The organism is Paenibacillus chibensis (assembly GCF_004001045.1).
GTDB lineage: Bacteria > Bacillota > Bacilli > Paenibacillales > Paenibacillaceae > Paenibacillus_AQ > Paenibacillus_AQ chibensis.
In genome coordinates, this window is the sequence record NZ_BIMK01000016.1 from 61953 (window position 1) to 84084 (window position 22132).

Genomic DNA, 22132 nt, shown 5'->3' on the forward strand with positions numbered 1-22132 from the left:
GTCTCTCTAAGCAGTGTAATCCCCTCCTACCGCGGCTACGCCCGTGACGCGTGCGACCGGTTGTCTCTTCACTCCGAAATAACGGTCATGGATAAGCCGTTTTTTGTTGTAGGCGACCATCTGCTCGATCGCGCTGTGCTCCTGCTCCTTTTCCATCTCCAGCTCAATGCGCTGCAGCGCGGCCTCGCGCTGGATGCCAGCTCCGCTGAGCGCCGCCTGACACAGGGCTTCGAACCCGGCCTCGCCAAGCTTCGCAAGACTTTCGGCGCTGTTATGCCGAACCTTCCAGTTGGCATCCTGCAGAGCTTTGACCAGCAGCGGAATGCTGCCCGCAGCGTGCAGCGGACCGAGCGCCTTGGCCGCAGCCGCGCGCACTTCCCAATTGCGGTCGTTCATCAGCTGGACGATCGTCTCGTCCTTAAGCGCAGGATTCGAGCTGAGGTAAAGCTTGACCGCTTCGGCCCGGACATCTTTCTCCTCGGAGCCAACCAGTCTGCCAAGGACCGGCATGACTTCCGGCACGGCCTGTCCCCACATGGCTACCAGGCCAACCTTGATGAGCGCCGGATCCTGATCATCAAGCAGCTTCATCAGAAGGCTGCCCGCATCGAGTCCTGTCTCCAGCATAATATCAGCCGCCAAATGGTGAATCGGCTTGCCATGCGATAACAGGCTGCGCAGCATCTCTAGCACGTCCTCGGATTTACGCGCGCTCTTCGCAATGGAACGCGCGATAATGATGGACATCGAGCTGTATTTGCCTTCTTGCAGCATCTTCAGCAGCGCCGGCACCGCTTCCTCGGCCCGCATGCCCCCAAGGCGGTATGCAGCCTCCAATCTGCGGCCGTAACGGAAGCTGCCCAGCGCCTTCAGATCGGCTTCCACGAAGCCTGCATCCCGGCACATCTGGATCAGCCGGTCACGGCATTCTCCCTTGAACTGCTCGATCCATTCCATAAACTTATCCTGGATCACCCTGCGCTCGAGCGGCTTCAGCTTGCCCGGAGGAAGCCTCAGCGCCCCTTCATTTTCAACATGAGCCTGGATATACATGAAGTAATCATGATGCTTGCGCTCATACATTTCCCTGCGCTGCTGTTCCTTGTTATGCGATACTTTCATCTGGATCAGAAGAATGATTCCAAGTGCGATCAGCCCGAGGCATACATAGATAAACGTATAGGCGACGGTTAAATGCGAGAACATCTTTGCAGTTTCCTCCTTTCGGATTTTGCAAATATCCGGTTTCACGAGATCTACTTTGCAAAATCCTGTCTTGATTGATTGGTTCCTATCCTGTTTCTCTTCTTTCTAATTCGCTCTATTTCAATTGGCTGTACACGTCTTTCATCGTGTAATAGCTTTGTTTCAGCTGTTCGGTGTATTGGACCGTATCCCATGGCTTCCAAGTGTACGGGACGATATCCTGGACATTCAGGGTACTCGCCGTTCCGCCCGGCCAGCTTACCTGGCCGCTGCCCCGGTCCACCAGCCAAGGAATCAGCCGGATGCCGTCCGTTTTGGCCGTACTGAACGCGCGGCCTTCCTTCAGCGGGCTATAATCGATGACCTGCAGCGAGCTCGGGTCCGAGAAGCCGAGAAGCATCCATGGAATGCGCATCTCTATCACATTACCGCTGTACTGCCAAGAAGTCAGTGAGTCGAACTCGGCCTTGCTGCGGTCCGTTGTCCCCCTTTTCAGCATTCCTATGGTCTTGTCGATAAACGGATGCGCAAAGCGCGTATCCGGCGGATTCATCTGCAGGCTGATCGCAAGCTTCCACGGATGGAACGGCGTCTCCTGCCCCGCTTTCGTTTCCGGCAGCATCCAGTAGCCTTCCTTGCCGTACAAGCGTGCATGAAAATCATAGTCGGCCGCGATTTCCACCTGCGTCTCCTTGTCATTCCCGATTTCAATCAGCGTTTCAGGCGCACCGCCTTCGAGCTTTTTGCCGGGTAGCTGAGCCGCGGATGGCTGGTTGCCGCCCGCAATTGTATCCGCGCCGATGTAAAGCTTGGACGTCTTCGGATCAAAGCTCTTGTCGAGCTGGATTCCAAGGTACAGATATCCTTCGTCATGCGTAATCCGCATATCCCGGATGCCCGGCACTTTACCCTGCCAATGCTTCACCTCGTCCTGCGCCAGCCCGTCCCAATCGCTCAGCTTGCCGTCGATCGTGATTTGCTTCTCCTTGCCCGGCAGCATGCCGAGAACGCCGAACATCTTTTCGTTGGTCAGCACATTGATCCAGTAAGCTCTGCGGTCAGCCGGTATTTCAAACGGCATCGTGTTCCAGGTCTTTTTAAACCACTCATCCTGCCACATAAACAAGATGGCTCCCGCATAGCCTTCGTCATAAATGTCCCGGGTGAGCGAAGCATCGATTTCACCCTGTTCCTGCTCGTTATGCCCGCCTTGATCCCTGCCGCCGGCGCCGAAATGGGAAACGCCTACGGATGAAGGCACCCCGTATTCGGTGACCATGATGGGCATATCCTTGAACTTCGCCTTCAGCTGATGCAGATATGCTTTGTAGGTGTTGAAATCCCCCTGCTTGTCCTTGATGGTCTGCAGCGTGGAATCCGTCCGGAAGAAATCCGGATAATACGGGTACACATGATATGCGGCGAAATATCCGCCCTTCCAGCCGCTTGGCTGAACATGCCTTGCGTCGACGCTCACCATATCCTCTTCAAACAGCGGTTCCCCGGGATGCGTAAGCACATCGGTCGTTACCCAGTTGGTAAAGGTGACGGGGTGCTCCCAGCCGTACTGCTGCTCCTGCTGGGCCGTATAATCAAGCAGCCCCGCGAGCCAGCTTTCGAACGGAGAGGCCTCCTTCGTTCCTTCAAAATACTTGCCTTTATACACCGGAACGTCGCCGTGCTTCTTATTGGTGTTCTTGACCATCTCCGGATCCCATTCGGTTCCGACATGCCAGGCCATTAAATATTTACCGGCATTCGCGGTATATTCCCCGCTTGAAGCACCCTGCTTCTCCGGCACGGTCACATCGCCGTAGACGGCGGCGACCGCCTTTTTGATTTCCGCTTTGAACTGCTGGCCGATATCATCTGCGTAGGCGTCCTGACGCTCGATCAACTCTTCCTCCGGGGACCAGATGCCCTGCATGAAATACAACGGATCGTCGCCCTTATCCTTGTTGTACTTCACAAGCGCCGAATAAAACACTGGCTGATGCACCGTGTACACACGGATCACATTCGCCCCCATTTCATCGATCTGCTTGAACCAGCGCAAGTAGTCTTCCTCGGTGGCCGGAAGCTCGCCCGGGAAATGGCCCGGTACGGTCGCACCCAGATTGACGCCCTTCACAAATATTTCTTTCCAGCTTCCGTCTTTGTTGTATCGCATAAAACGGTCACCCTCGGTTTTAAAGGTGAATCGGGTTCCATCTTGATCCTTGTAAGCCGTCACCGGAGATGGTTTGGCCGTAAAACCGGCAACCAATCCTCCGGCAATGAGAACGGCGGCTGCTGTGATCCAGATGAATAGTGTTCTGCGTTTGATCATCGCCTTTAAGTTCTCACCTCTGCTTTGGCATGGCCTGTCAACCTTGGCCCGGCCCTCTCGATTTTTTTGTCATAAATTCATTTTTAACGAAGATTACCAATCTGTAAACTAGGCTGCTGGAAGGAAATTTCAGAACCTGGCGACCTATTCCTTTTTACATTCAGACAAAAAAACGGCAGCAGCCTTGCTCCGGCACTGACGTCTTCTTGAATCGCTGAATGACTCAAACTTCCCTTGGCCGAAGCGACAACTGGTTATGTATACGTCGAATAATTGCTAAAGTTGTGGTCGTTTTAACATCTTTATCCATAAAGATTACAAAATTGATACTATAGTCCGATAAAGCAGCAGCGAAAAACCGCGCCGTTACAGGGTTTCTGAAAAATACGCATTTTCTGAAAATAAGGAAAGAGTCCCGGGCGGGACTGACGGTCCCAGCAGCGTTTAAAATGGAAGAATATGGACATGATTGGTATGACTATCCGGGTATTTTTACGTCCCCTCCCCGGCTCAATTCCGCTCCTTTTTAACTAGGAAAACAGCCATTGTTAACGGAAAATCAAATCCAGAATAGCCATTTTACAAAATAATTCCGGTTGTAAATAGAATATTTCTCCGTTATTCTTATAAAATAAGAACATGTGTTCCTGCTACTGACGAATGATAAGGAGCGAGTCCCATGGCCAATTCCAAAAACCGTGTCATTATGCTGGCCGACTGCCAGTCGTTTTATGCCAGCGTCGAGAAGGCGGCCCATCCGGAATACGAAGGCAAGCCTTTAGTCGTATCCGGCGACCCGGCCCGCCGCTCGGGCATTATCCTGGCCGCCTGCCCGCTGGCCAAAAAGTACGGGGTCACCACGGCCGAGCGCCTGGGCGATGCGCTGCGAAAATGTCCCGACTTGATCGTCGTCCGTCCGCGTATGGCCGAATATATCCGGGTATCCCTGCAAATTACGGAAATTTTCCAATCCTTTACCGATCTCGTGGAGCCATACAGCATCGACGAGCAGCATCTTGATGTCACCGGCAGCCTTGCCCTCTTCGGCACACCTGAGGAAATCGCCCGCCGGCTCCAGCACCGTGTGCTGTATGAGACCGGCGTGTACGTCCGTGTCGGCATCAGCGACTGCAAGGTCCTGAGTAAAATTGCCTGCGACATTTATGCCAAAAAGGTCCCAGGCGGCATCTATACGCTCAGACGGGAGCATCTGGAGGAAACGCTGTGGACAAAGCCCGTCCATGAAATGTTTATGGTCGGCTCGCGAATGACGCGCCATTTGTATAAGATGGGCATCCACACGATCGGAGATTTGGCGAAAACGCCTCTGCCCCGGCTGACCGAGCGCTGGGGCGTGAACGGCGAGGTGCTGTGGCGCATAGCCCGCGGCATAGATGCCTCCCCGGTGACGCCCCACAGCCAGCTGCAGCAGCAAAAAGGCGTGGGCCATCAAATGACGCTCCCGCGCGATTATGCGGACTGGAAGGAAATCCGGGTCGTCCTGCTTGAGCTGTGCGAGCAGGTCGGACGACGCTGCCGGGAGAAGGGACTGATGGGATTTGTCGTGAGCGTCGGCTGCCAAGGGGCGGATTATGATCATCCGACGGGTTTTTCCAGACAGATGAAGCTTTCCGACCCCACCAACATTACCGACGAAATCTACAGGGCCGCCTGCCTGCTGTTCCAGCGTCACTGGAACCACCTGCCGATCCGCAGAATCGCTGTCGCTTTATCCGACCTCAGCCCGGATTCGCTCGTGCAGCTGACGCTGTTCGGAGACCGCGACCGGAAGCGGGAGCTGGAAAAGGCTACCGACGGCATTAAACGCAGATTCGGCGAGACAGCCATTCTCCGCGCTTCCTCGCTCCAGGATTCCGGTCAGGCGCAGGAACGTTCGCTTCGAATAGGAGGTCACTATAAATGAGCAAAAAACTTCAGGGAAACGGATTATTCGAATCCTCCCGGATGATGCTGCCCGAGCATCGGGAAGCCTACATCCGGCATCAGCAGCATCTGGCACCCCGCCAGCCGCCGCTGCTCGACCCGCAGGCCGAGGAAGAGATGGCCCGCGTGATGGCGGAAGCTATGCACAGCGGCTCGGCGGTGACGATTACCCTGTTTGATGACCCGGAGGACATTCGTCTGACGGGCCAAGTGCTGCGCATCGATCCCGGACGGCGGCGAATCTGCTGGGACGGTGGCGACGGCGAAGGCTCCCGGTGGATCGCACTCGACCAAATCATCGGCGCAGTGGCAGAAAACGACTGATCGCGGTACACTGGAAGAAGCATGGCTGCCGCACCTCATACCCCGGCAGCCGACAAGGAGGGATATCGCATGTGCGGACGCTTTACGCTCGTTGTGTCCATGGAGGAGCTGATGCTGCGGTATGAGCTGGATCCCGGGAATTCCGTCCCCTACCACCGGCCGCAGTATAATATTGCGCCCACACAGATGGTTCTATCCATCATCCATGACGGCAAAGGACTCCGGCTCGGAGAACTGAAATGGGGGCTTGTGCCTTCGTGGGCGAAGGACGAAAGCATGGGAAGCCGCATGATCAATGCGCGGAGCGAAACGCTGCTCGACAAGCCGGCATACCGGCTGCCTTTTGAACGGAAGCGATGCCTGATCCCTGCGGACGGATTTTACGAATGGCAGCGAACCGGAAGCGGTAAGCAGCCCTACCGGATTAAGCTGAAGAGCAGCGAGCTGTTCAGCATGGCCGGACTATACGACATATGGGTACGTGAAGACGGAAGCAAGGTAGCCACCTGTACTGTCATCACCACCCGCCCCAATGCGCTGATGGAGCCCATTCATGACCGCATGCCGGTGATTCTGCGCCGGGAGGACGAGCTGCGCTGGGTACGGCGGGGAGCCGAGGACCCGAAAGAGCTGCAGCAGCTCCTGATCCCTTATCCTGCTGAAGACATGGAGGCTTACCCGGTAAACAGCACCGTAAACTCGGTTCGGAATGATTCCCCGCTCTGTATCGAAAAGAGCTCCTGAGCCTCGTCCAGCATGCCGAATCACATGGCACAGGCACAAAAAACCGCTTGTCTCTCCATAGAGGCCAAGCGGTTTTTTTAAATCTATTTAGCTGCACTCCACGTTATTCGACGATGATTTTGCCCACCATGTTGTCATGGCCGGCGCCGCACATCACGGAGCAGTGGAATTCATGCTCTCCGGCTTTGTCCGCCGTGAATTCGGCAGAGCCGTCCTTTTGCAGGTTCACGTTGAAGTCCGGAATTTCCAGACCGTGTGCGCCTTCTTTATTGACAAGCGTAATTTTGACCTTATCGCCCTTTTTCACCTTGATTTCCGCAGGCTGGAACTGGAAGTTGGTCGCGGTGACCTTGATATCCTGAGTTCCTCCCGCTCCGGTCGTTCCTCCGGCAGATTCGTTCGAGGTATTATTGTTTGTCTTGCTGCCGCAGGCGCTGAGCACGAATACGAGCATCAATGTTAACCCCAGTGTCATCCATTTCTTCATGTCTAAGACCTCCAGTAAAATAATAATGAATGTGACACGTATTACTTAAACCAGTTGACATCTTATTAATCAACATGAATTCAGGGAGAACCTGATGACCATGCTGACATTCGTCCGGCCGCTTCACTCGAATAAGAAAGCTTCCTTCCACCTGTATTATTTTTGACCGATAACGAATGAACTATGCAATAGCCCCATAAAAACCGTCAATCCGCGTAATTCCCAATAGGGCAGGGCCGCTTTTAGACGGTTAGTTTTCCTGCGTTGTCGGAATGGCCGGTTTCGCATGGATATCAAAAAAAGACCTCTCAGAAATACCGAATCCGGTATATCCTGGGAGGTCTTTGTCACCCTATGGCTTATCCGTCTCATTAACGGAACATGCCCCAAAGCTTAATTAAATGAAATGTATTGTTCGGATCAATCCGCTGAGCCACCACAAAACGTACGATTTGCTGCTCTTCCGCCTGCGAAAGAGGCTCCTTTAACACGCCCGCTGCCGATTTGACAAGGCGCTGGACCTTTGCCGGATCCTGAAGATCGGACTTGGTGACCCCATCAAGGATCCCTTTGATCCGTTCTTTGGTCGCGGAATTTTTCATCTTTTGCTTGACTCTTGCCACGAGTGCAGGACTGATTCCATATTGCTGATAACCCAAAACAATGGCACCTCCCGTCAAAATACAATTCGTCTAAGTATATGACGTGGTGCCTGTCCCAAGTGCCTAATCTACCAAATCTCCCTGAAAAATCTGCTCCTTCTGAAGATAATCCCGGAGACCATCAAATGAAGGCGAGGTCCAGAAGGAGCTGTCCCCAACGAGCTGCGACGCGTCATCCCGGGCTTTTTCCAGCACGGCAAAATCGCTGACCATATCCGCCAAACGGAATTCGGGGAGTCCGCTTTGCTTTGTTCCGAAAAAATCCCCCGGACCGCGAAGATCCAGGTCACGCCGGGATACTTCAAAGCCGTCATCCGTTTCCGTCATGACGTTCATGCGCTCTTGTCCTACTTCCGATTTGGGATCGGCAATCAGTATGCAGTAGGAGGCGTGCTCTCCGCGTCCGACCCTTCCCCGCAGCTGATGCAGCTGGGAGAGCCCGAAGCGGTCCGCATCCATGATTATCATGAGCGTCGCGTTAGGTACGTCCACGCCGACCTCGACAACGGTTGTTGATACGAGCAGCTGTACTTCATTTTCGTTGAAGGCCCGCATCACTTCTTCCTTCTCGGCCGGCGTCATCCGTCCATGCAGCAGTCCAACCCGGTAATGCGGAAAAGCCTGCTGCATCTGAATATGCAGATCAATTGCGTTCTGCACATCCAGTTTTTCGGATTCCTCGATCAGCGGGCAAATCAGATAGGCCTGACGCCCTTGATCGATCTCCTTGGAAATAAACCCAAGAACGCGTTCCATCATGTCATGCTTCACCCAATAGGTTGTAATCGGAATTCTCCCTTTCGGGCGTTCGGACAGCGTCGATACATCCATATCCCCGAAAGCCGTGATGGCCAGCGTCCGCGGAATCGGGGTGGCCGTCATGGTCAGCACGTCCGGATTATACCCTTTTCGGCGCAGAACGCTGCGCTGATTGACCCCGAAGCGATGCTGTTCATCCGTAACGACAAGACCGAGCTGGCGGAAAAATACATCCTCCTGAATCAAGGCATGCGTTCCCACCACAATATCGATCATGCCCATCTGCAGCGATGCCAGCAGATCCTTCCGTTTGCGCCCGTTCACGCTTCCCGTCAGCAGCGCCACCGAAATGCCGAATGGCTCAAACAGCTTCTGCAGGGAACGCATATGCTGCTCGGCCAGAATCTCCGTCGGCACCATCAGGGCCCCCTGATATCCGGAACGGACCGCGCCGTACAAAGCGATCGCCGCAAGCACGGTTTTGCCCGAGCCCACATCCCCTTGCAGCAGACGATTCATGCAGTAAGGGGAGCGCATATCCTGTAAAATCTCCAGCTCCACCCTCTTTTGTGCATCCGTAAGCTCAAAGGGCAGGCTCCGTACAAATTCCCGCATTGTCTTGTTGTCCACGGTATGGACAACCCCGTCCATGCGGCTCCGGTTCAATGCGCGGTAAGCCTGCATTTTCAGTTGGAACAAAAACAGCTCCTCGTAGACCATCCTTTCACGCCCCTGCTGGCCTTCGCGCGTATCCTGAGGCTGATGGATGGTCATGATCGCCTGCTTGCGCGGCATAAAATGATACTTCTGCATAATCGACTGAGGCAATATCTCCGGGATCATTTCGCCGTATTGAACCAGCGCCTGTCCCATCGTCTTGCGCATCCAGGACTGTGTGATTTTCCCGCCGACCGAGTATACAGGCTGAAGCGTTCCACTGCGCCAGGCTCCCTGGTCCGGAAATTCGGATTCGGATACGGTCATCTGCATTCTCCGCTGATCCCATTTGCCCACCAGCACGATTTCCCTGCCGCTCGCCAGCTGCTCCTTCAGGAAATGCCGGTTGAACCAGGTCGCCGTAAACATCCAGTCTTCCGCCATCATTTTGCAGGTTAATCTGGATTTCTTCCCATATCGCTGGAGCACCGGAACCCCCATCACCTTGGCTTGAATGGTGATTTTGTCGCCGTCCTTGACTTCGCTAAGCGAACGCAGCCGATAGTCCTCGTAGCGAAAAGGATAATACTCCAGCAAATCCTTGACCGTAAAGATGCCAAAGGCGTGAAGCTCCCCTTCTTTGAGAGCACTCACGCCGCGCACTTGACGGATTGAAATTTGATCCAAGCTAAGACTCATTTCCATCCCTCATTTTTAAGCCGGCCATATAAATACGGCCAAAGTCCCGGGTCCGACATGACTGCCGACGACCGGTCCGACATTGGTCAGCACCACTTCCTCCAGGCTGTAATGCCGGGATAGCTCTTCCAGGACCGGATCGGCCGAAGCCGGGTCTGCCGTATGGCCTACTGCCACATTAATATTCCGGATTCCGCCCAGATCCTCCTGGAACCGTTCAATCATCCGGGTTATTGCTTTTTTGCGGCCTCTGACCTTTTCCACCGCATAGATAATGCCGTCCTCATCAATGGACAGGATCGGTTTGATGTTCAGCAAATTGCCGATGATGGCAGCCGCCTTGCCGATCCGTCCACCCTTTTGCAAATATTCCAGCGTATCCACGAGAAAATAAAGCTTTCGTTGCTGGCGCATCTGTTCGATCGATGCCAAAATTTCATCCGCGCTTTGGCCTTCGGCCGCAAGCCGGGCTGCCTGCACTACCAGCAGGCCAAAACCGTAAGACGCCGATTTCGAGTCGACCACCGTGATTTCCGGTGGATCCTCCATCAGCGATTTGGCCAGTACTGCCGATTGGTACGTGCCGCTGAGGCCCGATGAAATATGAATGGATATAATCGGACTGCCGGGATGCAGGGTCATAATATTCTCGTAAACTTGCATATAATCGGCAGGAGAAGCCTGCGACGTTGTAGGCAGCTGTTCCGACTGGACAAGTCGTTTGTAGAACACCTCAGCCGATATGTCCACGCCGTCCTGAAAAGTTTCCTCACCGAACATCAGGCGAAGAGGTACGACATGAATATCGTATTTGCTGACAAGTTCTTCCGGTATGTCCGAGGTGCTGTCCGTCACAATTACCGCATGAGCCATGCGAACGGCCTCCTTTAAAATAATTCACGATATAAGATGTTGCTCTGATGATTTAAGACTCCACAGAGAAAATATAATAATACACCGGTTGTCCGCCTTGATGGACTTCCACTTCGGCGTTCGGATAATGGTCTCCAAGCCAATCGGCCAGCTCAGCTGTCATTTCGGACTTGGTTTCGTCACCCGCCAGCACCGTCACGATCTCATCGCCGCTGACCAGCATCTTGGAGAGCAATTCCTGGCACGCACCGAGCAAATCTTCAGCCGCAGTCACGATTTTCGAATTTTCGATGCCGATATACTGCCCAGCCTTGATGTCGAGCTGATCAATTTGGGTATCGCGCACCGCGTAAGTAACCTGACCTGATTTGATCCGCCCGATCGCGTCCATCATATTGTCCGTATTGATATCCTGAGCCTCTTCCTCGGAAAAGGCAAACGCTGCGGCGATGCCTTGAGGTATGCTCTTGCTCGGGATCACCGTTACGCTGCGTTCGCCTTCAAGCAGTTCCCCGGCCTGCTGGGCAGCCAGGACGATGTTGGAATTATTCGGCAAAATATATACATGCTGCGCCGAAATGGATCCAATCGCATTGACAAAATCCTCCGTGCTCGGGTTCATGGTTTGTCCGCCGGAAAGCACGACGTCAACGCCAAGGCTCTTGAAAATGTCGGCGATACCCTGACCGGAAGCTACGGCAATGAACCCGTAAGGAGCCAGCTCATCCGCCGGAGGCGTAGCCGGAGCCTGCTCGCGGGACTCTCCCACCGGATCCAACGGAATGTCCGCGAAAAGCTCCGGCATCGGCGCAATATCAAGTCCTGTCGTTAACAAATCCCGATGCTGTTCGCGCATATTCAAAATGTGGATTTGCGTAATCTCACCGTAACGGAGCGCAAGATTCAGCACTTCGCCCGGCGCCTTGGAATGGACATGCACTTTGATCAGCTCATCATCAGCGATAATAATGATGGAGTCACCATTTATTGACAGCGCTTTCCGGAATTGATCCTCGTCAAAATACGCTGCCGTGCTGCCTCCCAGCTGCCGGTTAATGAAAAATTCCATGTCATATAAAAATTCAATATCTTCGGTTTCGATCTTGGATTGCGCGAGCTCGTGCCGATCCGCAAAAGCTGCGGTTCCCGTCACGGCAGCGGTTGCCGTTTCCTGATGGTTAACCGTGTAGGTTGGTTTCGCAGCCAACTGAGCCGTATACTCCGGCGATCCCTGCACGCCTTGCAGATAGCGGAGGAAGCCTTCATAAATATAGACAAGTCCTTGTCCGCCTGAATCCACGACGCCTACCTGCTTCAGCACAGGAAGCATCTCCGGCGTCTGGGAGAGCGTCTCCTGCGCCTTGAGCAGTACCTGCTCCATCAGTTCGGTGATGTCGTTTGTCCGCCGCGAATAATAAACCGCGTGCTTGGCAGCCTCTTTGGCAACGGTCAGGATCGTTCCTTCCACCGGCTTCACCACGGCTTTATATGCAGCATCCACGCCCGTCTGCAGGGCAGAGGCGAACTGCATGGCATTCAGCTCGCTGTAAGGGGCGGCATAACGCCCGAATCCCCGAAACAGCTGCGATGTGATTACACCGGAATTTCCGCGTGCGCCCATCAGGAGTCCCTTGGACAATACACCCGCGCTGTGCCCGATTGAATCGGAATTATTTCGTTTTAATTCGGTTACACCTGCACTCATCGTCAAATTCATGTTGGTTCCCGTGTCGCCATCCGGTACCGGGAATACGTTTAAGGAATTGACATGCTCAGCATGCTGCTGCAGCTGCTCCGCTCCGGCAAGTACCATAGCGGTAAAATCTGTCCCATTCAAAGAACGCTTACTCAATGATAAATCCCCTTCCTAGCTTGATCCCAAAGCGACTGGCGTCCTTATTCATACGTAACATTCACGTTTACGTTTCGCCATTTGCGTTATAAATCGGTATTTTGCGATTCTTCTGATTTAAGCAGGTTATCATCCCATCATAATCCAAGTATGGGCTAATCATCATTGTACTATAAGAAGCAGTAGAAATAAATGTTTTTGCGCGATGGTTGACGAAGCATTTTTTGCTATGATATTATAAACAAGTATTGTTTTATGCAGGTGTTTGGAACAAGGAGGTGTAATCTATGTCTCGCAAATGTTATGTAACTGGCAAGAAGCCAGGAAGCGGTAACCACGTATCCCACGCTAACAACCGTAACCGTCGTTCTTGGGGTGTAAACGTGCAAAAAGTTCGCATTCTTGTTGACGGCAAACCGAAGCGTGTTTATGTGAGCACTCGTGCGCTCAAAGCTGGTAAAGTTACCCGCGTATAATCACGTTAACTACAGAAGTAATACCGCATTGTATGCGAAGGATTATATCTTTAAAAATAGCATATAAGCAAAAAGCACCTTGTTTGCAGCAGGTGCTTTTTTAATGCCTTTGGTCCTGTTCGGTGGTTTACATGCCGCCATGGTGCCAGAGGTTTTTTTCTATTTGAGCGGCATACCATAAGGAGTATTTAGCTTTTATGAAATGTGTTTAAAATGGCTTTTACGAATCCTCCCAAAAACTTCGGCAGCTTAAATGTGTAAAATTTCATAATCCATTCCACCCTCCCCATCATTCTCATGTCATCGCGTATGGTATGCCTGAGCCTGTTTGCAGCAAAAAACGGACAAAAAAAGGTTACATGAGAACCTTGCTCATGTAACCAATGTATGCGCAAACTACGCAGCCTATGACTCAGGCAGACAAGTGAAGCCCACCCAATCTTTATCTTCCGCTGACGCTGCCGCGAATGGCCGAAATCGCCGCTTCGCGGTCCTTCTGGCCGAACACAGCGCTGCCGGCAACCAGGACGTCTGCTCCGGCCTCCACGACCAGTGGAGCCGTCTCGCTCGTGATGCCGCCGTCCACTTCGATGTGAACGTCGAAGCGTGATGCTTCATTCAGCCATTGGCGTACCTGACGGATTTTGTGGACCGTGCGCGGAATGAACGCTTGTCCGCCAAAGCCCGGATTCACCGTCATGATCAGCACCAAGTCGATATCCTCCAGAACCTCCTGAATCGCCGCGGCAGGCGTGGCGGGATTAATAGCCACCCCTGCCTGTACCCCATGCTCCTTGATCATATGAATAACCCGGTGCAGATGTGTGCAGGCTTCGGCATGAACCGTAATCAGATTCGCGCCAGCCTTTACAAAGTCAGGGATATACCGTTCCGGCTCCTCGATCATGAGGTGAACATCCAGAGGCAAGCTCGTATGCGGCTTGATCGCGTTAATGATCGGGGGTCCGAGTGTAATGTTCGGCACGAAATGTCCGTCCATCACATCCACATGAATCCAATCGGCTCCCGCTTTTTCCACGGCCGAAACTTCCTGGCCCAGCTGGGCAAAATCCGCTGACAGTATCGATGGCGCTATTTTAATCATGGTCGTTAATACCTCCGCTTTTTATCTTTCATTTCCGTTAGGAACAGCACGTAATGTTCATAGCGGCTTGCTGCTATCTTGCCTTCTTCCACGGCTTCGGTAACCTTGCAGCCCGGCTCATGGGTGTGGCTGCATCCCCGGAACTTGCACTGCTCCGCATAAGGGGCAAACTCCCGGAAACACGTGGACAGCTCCTCCACGCCCAGTTCCAGAAAATCCAGCTGACTAAAGCCCGGCGTGTCTGCCACGAATCCGCCCTGCTCAAGCTCGATCAGTTCCACATGACGCGTCGTATGCTTACCGCGCCCGAGTCTCATGCTGATCGCACTCGTTTCGAGCTCAAGCCCAGGCACAAGCCGGTTCAAAAGCGATGATTTGCCTACGCCGGATTGACCGGAGAAGACACTGATTTGACCTTTCAATCTTTCCTTTAACAGATCCGTTCCCAGCCCTAAGCGCGAGCTTGATACGATAACCTGGTATCCGATATTCTCATAGAGCGCTTTGACCACGGCGGCCGGATCATCCATCTCCGAATCCGGGTTCAGAAGATCCTGCTTCGTCAGGCAAATCACAGTATCCAAACCCGAGTGCTCGATATGGACAAGGAACTTGTCCAGCAGCTGCAGATTCAAATCCGGTTCCCGCACCGAAAATACCAGGACAGCCAGATCCACATTGGAAACCGGAGGGCGGATAAGCTCGGAGCGGCGCGGCAGAATTTCGTCCACCATGCCCTCTCCGTTTTCGGTGTGAGCGTACAGAACATGATCTCCAACCAGCGGAGTCACGCCCTTTTTCTTAAAGATGCCGCGTGCTCTGCACTGGATAGCATCGTCGCCTCCCGAAGCAGCCATTCCGTCTTCCAATGGTTTAACATAATAATATCCGCTTAACGCCTTCACGATAACTCCTTCAGGCATACATGAAAGGCCTCACTTTCTCCGACAGGTTCGTGTGCATTCTTCCACGGAACCTTAATGGTCTTTTTTGTATATTACCGCTTCGGTGTCTTTATTTTTACCCTTGCCTTTGCCGGGATTACCATGGCCGTTTCCGTTTCCCGGGAAATTCATGCCGGTGGTATCGCCGTTGTTATCCTGGTTTCTGTCTCCGTTATCATCCGGCGCACCTTGGTCGCCTCCCCCGTTATCCGGGAGCGTGATGGGCGGTACCGTTCCGTTCTTGGCATCCTCGTAGGTCACCGAATACGTGTCGAACACCTGTCCGTCGCGTTTTACCGTCACGATGCCATTGACGTTAGGAGAAAGCACCAGGTCCACGGACAGCACCTGCGTCGTTTTGATCGTCCGATTGCCCCATGCCTTGTTCTCGCCGCTCGTCCGTGCGTCGCTGTACTCGACACTGATTTTACTGCTTTGGCCTTCAACGGCCGGCGCTACGGGCAGACTAAGTGTATATTTCAGGGAATCCTGCGGATATCCCGAGCTGACCGTGATCGTAATTTTGCTTGCAGGATCGGCTTCCATGCCCGGATCGTAAGGGAACTGCTTGATGACCTTGCCCTTATCCACCGTATAACTCGCTTCCTGCTCGATGACCGGATCGGCTGTGAAGCCGTTCGCTTTCAGCTTCTGCACTGCCTTATCCTGCGTCAGATCAATCAGACTTGGCATTTTCACCTGAGCGAGCCCCTTGCTGACGGTCAATGTGACTTGATCCTTGTCCGGATCCACCTCTTCATTTGCACCCGGTTTCTGGGCAATGACCGTATTCACAGGTTTATCGCTGAACTTAGGATCGTCCTGATTGATGTTGTCCTCTTTAAACCCGAAACTCACCAATGCCTTAACCGCATCCTCATAAGAGGAGTCTTTAACGTCCGGCATCTTTTTCAGTTCTTTGTCCATCCCGACGGACAGCTGGATGCTGGCGCCTTTCTTGACCTCGGCCCCTTCTTCCTTGCTCTGTGCAAAGACATAACCTGCGGTTACGCCTTCCTTGTATTTGCGAATGACATTTGGATCCACCACGAGGCCTAAGCCGGTGAGCTCCTGCCTTGCCTGATCTTCCGTCTTGCCGACCAAATTCGGCACCTTCACATCAGGAACGGTGAGGGAATGGTTGACGTACCAGGCCAGGCCGCCCATCGCAAGCAGAATCACAAGCGTCAAGCTGATCCAGAGCGCGGCGCGCCCGTTCTTCCGGGGCTTCGCTGGCGCCGGGGCTGCCGGACGCTCATGGCGTTCCTCTTCTTCCGCCGTTGGAGCCGCCGGTCTTGATCTGACCGGAACCGCCCCGATCTGCTGGGGTTTAATGGCCGGAATCACACGTGTACGGTCCTCGTCGTCCAGATCCATGAAATCCATTTTCCTCTCGTTTCTGCGCTCCGGGAGCAGGCAGGTATCCAAGTCATGGAGCATCTCCTTGGCACTCTGATAACGCTCCTGCGGATTTTTCCGCATCGACTTGAGAATAATATTTTCCACGCTCTGAGGAATGAGCGGATTCATTTTGCGAGGCTCCTCGAATTCCTCCTGCAAATGCTTAAGCGCCACGCTAATCGGGCTTTCGCCAAGGAATGGCAGCTGCGCCGTCAGCATTTGATACAGTACGATACCAAGAGAATATAAATCCGATTTCTCGCCGGTTACCACGCCTTTGGCGTGTTCCGGTGAGAAATAATGCACGGAACCGACGACCGACCCTGTCTGAGTGATCGTCGTGGAAGTGACGGCCCGGGCAATCCCGAAATCCGTTACCTTCACTCTGCCGTTGCGTCCGATCAGGATATTATGGGGCTTGATATCCCTGTGAATGATCTGGTTCTGGTGAGCATGGTCCAGCGCGTCGCAAATCTGGGATGCGATCCGCACCGCTTCATCCACCTGCAGCGGCGCACGTTCCTTAATAATTTCGTTCAGGTTATGGCCTTCCACGTATTCCATGACGATATAGTGCACTTCGTCTTCCTGCCCTACGTCATAAATGCTGACAACGTTCGGGTGCGAAAGCGAAGCAGCCGACTGTGCCTCACGGCGGAAGCGGCGGATAAACTCCTCATCGTGCACAAACTGCTGGCGCAGCACCTTGACGGCAACGTTCCGGCCCAGAAGCAAGTCATGAGCCTTGTAGACGAGAGCCATCCCCCCGCCGCCAATTCGTTCTATAATTTCATACCGGCCGCCCAATTCGTGTCCGATCATGAATCCCACTCCTTTATACTTGGCCCGGCGACTTCGTCTTGAAGTTCAAACAGGGCGACGGTAATGTTGTCATCGCCTCCGGCGAGAAGTGCCAGCTGCAGAAGTCGGTCCGCCCGTTCATCCAGCGGAACATCTTGCATCCCTGATATTTGGGCGATATGTTCGCCGCTAACCAGACTGCTGAGTCCATCGCTGCACAAAAGGAGTACTTCCCCGGCAGATAGTGTGACAGGATAGAGATCGACAGATACCTCGGGATCGGTTCCCAGCGCGCGCATGATGACATTACGGCGCGGATGGGTTTTCATTTCCTCCAGGCTGATCTGCCCGCTTTTAAACAGCTCATTGACAAGCGTATGGTCTTCCGTAAGCTGAATGGCTTCTCCATTCACGATTTTATAAGCCCGGCTGTCGCCGATATGCCCGATAATGCCGGACTCGCCGTACAGCAGCAGAACCTCGACCGTTGTTCCCATGTTGTGATATTTTTCATTTTTGGATGCCTCGCTGTAGATGACCTCATTGGCATGCAAAATAGCATCGCTTACCGCAGCGTTCAGTCCCTCAGGAGAGACTCCTTCCTCGAGCGAAGACAAATCTCCCGCAATCGTGTCCACAGCAAGCCTGCTCGCGGTATCGCCGGCCTGATGGCCGCCCATGCCGTCAGCAACGATGCCGATGGTGTATCCTTGCGGCAGCTGACCGATCCAGACCGAGTCCTCGTTTACCGAGCGAACACGCCCGATATTACTCGCATGAACTGTTTTGATCAAGTTTCTCTCACCTCAACTCCATATGCTTTGCACGCAGTTGTCCGCATGCCGCCGCGATATCGTGGCCCTGTTCCCGGCGGATCGTGACGTTCACGCCGTTTTCTGCGAGTACTTTCTGAAACTTGAAAATATCATTGCGCGATGTGCGAACGTATTTACGTTCAGGCACATAGTTCACCGGAATCAAATTGACGTGGCAGAGCATGTCCTTCAGAACGCTTGCCAGTTCGGCCGCGTGCTCAGGCTGGTCGTTCACGCCGCCGATCAAGGCGTACTCGAACGTGATGCGGCGGCCCGTTTTCGCCAAATAGAAGCGAAGCGACTCCATGACGTCCTCAAAAGGATAACGGCGGTTTACCGGCATGAGCTTGGAACGCAGCATGTCATTGGGAGCATGGATGGAAATCGCCAGATTGATCTGGGTGTCCTCATTCGCGAATTTGTAAATGTTCGGCACGATGCCGCTGGTCGAAACGGTAATGTGACGCTGGCCGATGTTCAGTCCTTTTTCATGGATCATGATGCGGAGGAACTTCATCGTCGCTTCATAGTTCTCGAAAGGCTCGCCGGAGCCCATGATCACGATGCTGCTGACGCGTTCGCCCTTCTCGTCCAGAATTTTTTGGGCCTGAACCACCTGGGCGACGATTTCGCCTGCCGTCAGATTCCGCTTGAGACCTCCCAGCGTCGAAGCGCAGAACGTGCAGCCGATGCGGCAGCCCACTTGCGTCGTGACGCATATGCTGTTGCCGTAGTTGTGCTTCATGATAACCGTCTCAATGGCATGGTCGTCATGAAGGCCGAAAAGGAACTTCACAGTTCCGTCCTTCGACTCCATCTTGGTAATCTCGCTCAGCGTAACGAACTCGAACTGGTCCTCCAGCTTCTTGCGAAGCTCCTTGGACAGGTTCGTCATTTCCTCAAAGTTATCTACTCTTTTTACATAGAGCCAGTCGAAGATCTGCCCGGCGCGAAACGCGGGCTCTCCGTTTTCCTTGGCCCATTCCTGGAGATCATCCAGGTTCAAGTCATATATAAAAGGCTTCATTTTATCACACCTGTCTTTTATCATTCATATGCATATTGTTTCTCATTCTTCCTATTTTAACACAAATAAAAGTAGCGGTAAAAGAGAAAGCCCGCCAAAGCTAAAGGCCCAGCGGGATCATTTAAGCTGCTTCGATTGCGTCTTGCAATAGTTTAGAAGAATCTTTGGAGTCTGGCAATATAAAATCCGTCGCTATGATAGTCCTGCGGCAGAATTTGCACGCCCGCCCCCTGACCGACCGAACGAAGCTTGCCCCATTCCTCGCTGGAATCCTCCGCAATGCCGAATCCGGGATGGGTTTGCAGAAAATGCTGCACCGTTCTTTCATTTTCTTCCGGATCAATGGTGCATGTGCTGTACACGAGAACCCCTCCGACACGGAGCAAAGCGGAAACCGAGTCCAGCAGCTTGCGCTGCAGGCTTGCGATTTCGCTGATGTCCCCTGCCGTTTTTGTCCACTTCAGATCAGGCTTGCGCCGGATGACGCCAAGACCTGAACAGGGAGCATCAAGCAATATCCGATCGAACGAGCCGGCAGGGTATTGTTCCGCAAGTTCCAGCGCGTTCCCCGTTACGGTATGGATGCTGTCCAAGCCCAGCCGCTCCGCCTGTTCGCCGATCAGGCTGCGCTTGTGCTCATGCAGATCGTTGGCGATGATTTCACCTTGATCCTGCATAAGCTCCGCCATATGGGCGGTTTTACCGCCCGGTGCGGCGCAGCAATCCAGCACTTTCATGCCGGGTGCCGGACCGACCGCGCCTCCGACCAGCATGGAGCTTTCGTCCTGAACGGAAATCTGTCCTTCCCGATACCAATCGGTAAGCGCCATATTGCCGCCGCTGAGTACCAGAATCCCTTCGGGGGACAAGTCGGAAGGAACCGCTTCAAATCCGGCTTCCTTCATTTCGGCGAGCATCTGATCCCGGCTGATCATCGTGGTGTTGACCCGGACGCTTACGCTCGGAGGCTCGTTGTTGGCCCGGCAGATGGCTTCCGCTCCTTCTTCGCCATACTGGCTGATCCAGCGCTCGACCATCCACTGCGGATGGGAATGCGCAAGCGCGATCCGTTCGGCCGCAGGCAGGTCATGCGGCAGGACCAGCTCCTCCCGGTTTCTCAGAATATTCCTGAGCACTCCGTTCACCATGCCGGATATTCCTTGATGTCCCCGGCGCTTCGCCAGATTGACCGCCTCGTTCACGACGGCATGCGGAGGAATCCGGTCCAGGTACATCATTTGATACAAGCTGAGCCGCAGCAAACTCCGTACCCATGGCTGCAGCTTTTTCAGTCCTTTGGCTACAAAGCGTTCCAAAAAATAGTCCAGCGTATTCAGGCGTGAAATCGTGCCATATACCAGCTCCGTAGCAAGGCCCGAGTCCTCTCTCGACAGGGAGGCTCGCTGCAGGGCAGCGTTCAGCTGCAAATTGCTGTATGCCCCTTCCTGTTCCACACGGGTCAATACATCCATGGCAAGCTCCCGTGCCGAGGTCCGCGGCTTGCCTTGACCTTGATGCGGGCTCACTCGAGCACCGTCCCCGGTGTCATCGTGTTGCCCCGCACGAACTCGGCGGCATCCATCTGCTTCTTACCGCTGGGCTGGATACGCGTCAGCCAGAGGGACGCGTCCCCGGTTTTGACCTCGATTCCCTGCTCGGCAAGCTGAAGCACCGTCCCGGGCGCTGCCTCCTTGGACGCTTTTTCCGCTTTGCGGGAAGACCATACCTTAAAGACATCGCTGTTCCAGAGTGTAAAGCCGCCTGAGAAAGGGACCAGACCACGGATCTGGTTGTAGATATCGACCGTCGACCGGTTCCAGTCGATCTTCTCGTCTTCGCGCTTCAGATTGGGCGCATAGGTAGCCTGCTGCTCATCCTGGACCTGCGCCTCAAGCTTTCCAGCGGTCAGCCGCGGCATCTGTTCCTTCAGCAGGTCCGCGCCGGCGATGCTCAGCTTGTCAAACAGCGTACCGGACGTGTCCTCTTCTTCAATCGATACCTTGACCTGGGCGATCATGTCGCCGGTGTCCAATCCTTCGGCCATATACATCAAGGTAATACCCGTTTCGGTTTCACCATTAATGATGCAGCGCTGAATGGGGGCTCCGCCCCGATATTTCGGAAGCAGCGAGCCGTGAACGTTCACACAGCCGTTTGCAGGCAAGTCCAGCACCGCTTTGGGAAGGATTTGCCCATAAGCCGCCGTCACGATCAGATCCGGCTTGTAAGCGGCGAGCTCCGCCACGGCTTCGGGATTGCGCATGCGCTGCGGCTGCAGCACCGGGATGCCATGCTCCAGAGCCACCTCTTTGACCGGCGTGGGCGTCAACACCTTTTTGCGGCCTTGCGGCCGGTCCGGCTGGGTTACGACGGCAACGACGTTATACCCTTCGGCCAGCAGCATCCGCAGACTGGGGACCGCAAAAGCCGGCGTCCCCATGAATACGATATTCATCAGCCATTACTCCCTTCCGGAACGTTCAGGCACGTACTCATATACTTTTTCCGCGATATCGGTAAACAGCACGCCATCCAAATGGTCAATTTCGTGCTGGAAACAACGCGACAGAAGGCCCGTACCTGTAATGGTCACTTCTTTTCCATTTTCGTCGAGTCCCTTTACCGTGACTTTCTCTGCGCGACGCACATCCCCGTTAAAGCCTGGAATGCTCAGGCAGCCCTCGGGACCGAACTGCTCCCCTTCTTTTTCAACGATCACCGGGTTTACCATCTTGATCAACCCTTGTTCGTCACCCACGTCCACCACAATGAGACGCTTCAAAATGCCGACCTGAGGAGCGGCAAGGCCGACGCCTTCTGCGTCGTACATCGTTTCTGCCATATCGTTCAATAGTTTTTTTACGTTGGGAGTAATTTCTTTCACTTCTTTTGCAGTTTTATGCAGAACTGCATCCGGTTCTTTTACGATAATGCGGATTGCCATGGTGACACCTTCCTTATGGGTATTCATGTGTGGATCCTACTGCATCCTCATGTATTGCATTCATTGGATTTCTTTAGAAATGA

Annotated in this window: 20 protein-coding genes; 4 read left to right on the forward strand and 16 right to left on the reverse strand. The window is 53.7% G+C overall.

Annotated features, from left to right (window positions below; translation table 11 throughout):
• Positions 1-6: 6 nt before the first annotated feature.
• Both PCH05_RS13985 and PCH05_RS13990 read right to left on the reverse strand, forming a co-directional pair.
• Positions 7-1206 (reverse strand): HEAT repeat domain-containing protein, encoded by a 1200-nt coding sequence (locus PCH05_RS13985; RefSeq protein ID WP_127603018.1) that lies wholly within the window; start codon positions 1204-1206, stop codon positions 7-9.
• Positions 1207-1321: 115 nt separating this feature from the next.
• Positions 1322-3535: a hypothetical protein gene (locus PCH05_RS13990; RefSeq protein WP_127603019.1), complete on the reverse strand. Its 2214-nt coding sequence runs from the start codon at positions 3533-3535 to the stop codon at positions 1322-1324.
• Between the two features lie 679 nt (positions 3536-4214).
• Between PCH05_RS13990 and PCH05_RS13995 the strand changes: the two genes are divergently transcribed.
• The 3 genes from PCH05_RS13995 (at position 4215) to PCH05_RS14005 (ending at position 6547) form a co-directional block, all read left to right on the forward strand.
• Entirely contained in the window at positions 4215-5459 is a 1245-nt protein-coding gene (locus PCH05_RS13995) for a DNA polymerase IV (protein WP_127603020.1), read from the forward strand.
• Entirely contained in the window at positions 5456-5803 is a 348-nt protein-coding gene (locus tag PCH05_RS14000) for a YolD-like family protein (protein ID WP_127603021.1), read from the forward strand. Before PCH05_RS13995 ends, PCH05_RS14000 begins: the two co-directional genes overlap by 4 nt.
• Before the next feature lie 69 nt (positions 5804-5872).
• On the forward strand, positions 5873-6547 hold the full coding sequence (locus PCH05_RS14005; protein ID WP_127603089.1) for an SOS response-associated peptidase: 675 nt from the start codon (positions 5873-5875) through the stop codon (positions 6545-6547).
• Between the two features lie 103 nt (positions 6548-6650).
• On the opposite strand, the gene PCH05_RS14010 is transcribed toward PCH05_RS14005, so the two are convergent.
• The 5 genes from PCH05_RS14010 to PCH05_RS14030 form a co-directional block, all read right to left on the reverse strand.
• Positions 6651-7034 (reverse strand): cupredoxin domain-containing protein, encoded by a 384-nt coding sequence (locus PCH05_RS14010; RefSeq protein WP_127603022.1) that lies wholly within the window; start codon positions 7032-7034, stop codon positions 6651-6653.
• A gap of 371 nt (positions 7035-7405) precedes the next feature.
• A complete protein-coding gene (locus tag PCH05_RS14015) occupies positions 7406-7693 on the reverse strand; it encodes a stage VI sporulation protein F (protein WP_127603023.1) in 288 nt (95 codons plus the stop codon).
• 66 nt (positions 7694-7759) lie between these two features.
• Positions 7760-9811 (reverse strand): ATP-dependent DNA helicase RecG, encoded by a 2052-nt coding sequence (gene recG, locus PCH05_RS14020; RefSeq protein WP_127603024.1) that lies wholly within the window; start codon positions 9809-9811, stop codon positions 7760-7762.
• Positions 9812-9826: 15 nt separating this feature from the next.
• Positions 9827-10684 carry a DegV family protein gene (locus PCH05_RS14025; protein ID WP_127603025.1) on the reverse strand — a complete coding sequence of 286 codons (858 nt, stop codon included), beginning with the start codon at positions 10682-10684 and terminating at the stop codon, positions 9827-9829.
• Between the two features lie 52 nt (positions 10685-10736).
• On the reverse strand, positions 10737-12536 hold the full coding sequence (locus PCH05_RS14030) for a DAK2 domain-containing protein (protein WP_127603026.1): 1800 nt from the start codon (positions 12534-12536) through the stop codon (positions 10737-10739).
• A gap of 287 nt (positions 12537-12823) precedes the next feature.
• Between PCH05_RS14030 and rpmB the strand changes: the two genes are divergently transcribed.
• Positions 12824-13012 carry a 50S ribosomal protein L28 gene (gene rpmB / locus PCH05_RS14035; protein ID WP_047910965.1) on the forward strand — a complete coding sequence of 63 codons (189 nt, stop codon included), beginning with the start codon at positions 12824-12826 and terminating at the stop codon, positions 13010-13012.
• Positions 13013-13200: 188 nt separating this feature from the next.
• On the opposite strand, the gene spoVM is transcribed toward rpmB, so the two are convergent.
• From spoVM to def, 9 genes are all read right to left on the reverse strand, one after another.
• A complete protein-coding gene (gene spoVM / locus PCH05_RS14040; protein ID WP_034273235.1) occupies positions 13201-13281 on the reverse strand; it encodes a stage V sporulation protein SpoVM in 81 nt (26 codons plus the stop codon).
• 173 nt (positions 13282-13454) lie between these two features.
• The gene (gene rpe, locus PCH05_RS14045; RefSeq protein ID WP_127603027.1) at positions 13455-14117 is read right to left on the reverse strand and encodes a ribulose-phosphate 3-epimerase; all 663 of its coding nucleotides are present in this window, start codon (positions 14115-14117) and stop codon (positions 13455-13457) included.
• 5 nt (positions 14118-14122) lie between these two features.
• Positions 14123-15040 carry a ribosome small subunit-dependent GTPase A gene (gene rsgA, locus PCH05_RS14050; RefSeq protein ID WP_127603028.1) on the reverse strand — a complete coding sequence of 306 codons (918 nt, stop codon included), beginning with the start codon at positions 15038-15040 and terminating at the stop codon, positions 14123-14125.
• Positions 15041-15094: 54 nt separating this feature from the next.
• Positions 15095-17284, reverse strand: coding sequence for a Stk1 family PASTA domain-containing Ser/Thr kinase (gene pknB / locus PCH05_RS14055; protein ID WP_127603029.1), 2190 nt, complete (start codon positions 17282-17284; stop codon positions 15095-15097).
• On the reverse strand, positions 17281-18057 hold the full coding sequence (locus PCH05_RS14060; RefSeq protein ID WP_127603030.1) for a Stp1/IreP family PP2C-type Ser/Thr phosphatase: 777 nt from the start codon (positions 18055-18057) through the stop codon (positions 17281-17283). The genes pknB and PCH05_RS14060 overlap by 4 nt, the downstream gene beginning before the upstream one ends.
• A 7-nt stretch (positions 18058-18064) precedes the next feature.
• Entirely contained in the window at positions 18065-19105 is a 1041-nt protein-coding gene (gene rlmN, locus PCH05_RS14065) for a dual-specificity RNA methyltransferase RlmN (protein ID WP_127603031.1), read from the reverse strand.
• 152 nt (positions 19106-19257) lie between these two features.
• A complete protein-coding gene (gene rsmB / locus PCH05_RS14070; RefSeq protein WP_127603090.1) occupies positions 19258-20577 on the reverse strand; it encodes a 16S rRNA (cytosine(967)-C(5))-methyltransferase RsmB in 1320 nt (439 codons plus the stop codon).
• Between the two features lie 50 nt (positions 20578-20627).
• A complete protein-coding gene (gene fmt / locus PCH05_RS14075; protein ID WP_127603032.1) occupies positions 20628-21560 on the reverse strand; it encodes a methionyl-tRNA formyltransferase in 933 nt (310 codons plus the stop codon).
• 6 nt (positions 21561-21566) lie between these two features.
• Positions 21567-22049 (reverse strand): peptide deformylase, encoded by a 483-nt coding sequence (def, locus tag PCH05_RS14080; RefSeq protein WP_218030524.1) that lies wholly within the window; start codon positions 22047-22049, stop codon positions 21567-21569.
• Positions 22050-22132: the final 83 nt, after the last annotated feature.

Bases quoted from the DNA above. Each gene is read 5' to 3' on its own strand.
- PCH05_RS13985 (WP_127603018.1), bottom strand. From the start codon at position 1,206: ATGTTCTCGCATTTAACCGTCGCCTATACGTTTATCTATGTATGCCTC.
- PCH05_RS13990 (WP_127603019.1), bottom strand. From the start codon at position 3,535: ATGATCAAACGCAGAACACTATTCATCTGGATCACAGCAGCCGCCGTT.
- PCH05_RS13995 (WP_127603020.1), top strand. From the start codon at position 4,215: ATGGCCAATTCCAAAAACCGTGTCATTATGCTGGCCGACTGCCAGTCG.
- PCH05_RS14000 (WP_127603021.1), top strand. From the start codon at position 5,456: ATGAGCAAAAAACTTCAGGGAAACGGATTATTCGAATCCTCCCGGATG.
- PCH05_RS14005 (WP_127603089.1), top strand. From the start codon at position 5,873: ATGTGCGGACGCTTTACGCTCGTTGTGTCCATGGAGGAGCTGATGCTG.
- PCH05_RS14010 (WP_127603022.1), bottom strand. From the start codon at position 7,034: ATGAAGAAATGGATGACACTGGGGTTAACATTGATGCTCGTATTCGTG.
- recG (WP_127603024.1), bottom strand. From the start codon at position 9,811: ATGAGTCTTAGCTTGGATCAAATTTCAATCCGTCAAGTGCGCGGCGTG.
- PCH05_RS14025 (WP_127603025.1), bottom strand. From the start codon at position 10,684: ATGGCTCATGCGGTAATTGTGACGGACAGCACCTCGGACATACCGGAA.
- rpmB (WP_047910965.1), top strand. From the start codon at position 12,824: ATGTCTCGCAAATGTTATGTAACTGGCAAGAAGCCAGGAAGCGGTAAC.
- spoVM (WP_034273235.1), bottom strand. From the start codon at position 13,281: ATGAAATTTTACACATTTAAGCTGCCGAAGTTTTTGGGAGGATTCGTA.
- rpe (WP_127603027.1), bottom strand. From the start codon at position 14,117: ATGATTAAAATAGCGCCATCGATACTGTCAGCGGATTTTGCCCAGCTG.
- rsgA (WP_127603028.1), bottom strand. From the start codon at position 15,040: ATGCCTGAAGGAGTTATCGTGAAGGCGTTAAGCGGATATTATTATGTT.
- pknB (WP_127603029.1), bottom strand. From the start codon at position 17,284: ATGATCGGACACGAATTGGGCGGCCGGTATGAAATTATAGAACGAATT.
- rlmN (WP_127603031.1), bottom strand. From the start codon at position 19,105: ATGAAGCCTTTTATATATGACTTGAACCTGGATGATCTCCAGGAATGG.
- rsmB (WP_127603090.1), bottom strand. From the start codon at position 20,577: ATGGATGTATTGACCCGTGTGGAACAGGAAGGGGCATACAGCAATTTG.
- fmt (WP_127603032.1), bottom strand. From the start codon at position 21,560: ATGAATATCGTATTCATGGGGACGCCGGCTTTTGCGGTCCCCAGTCTG.
- def (WP_218030524.1), bottom strand. From the start codon at position 22,049: ATGGCAATCCGCATTATCGTAAAAGAACCGGATGCAGTTCTGCATAAA.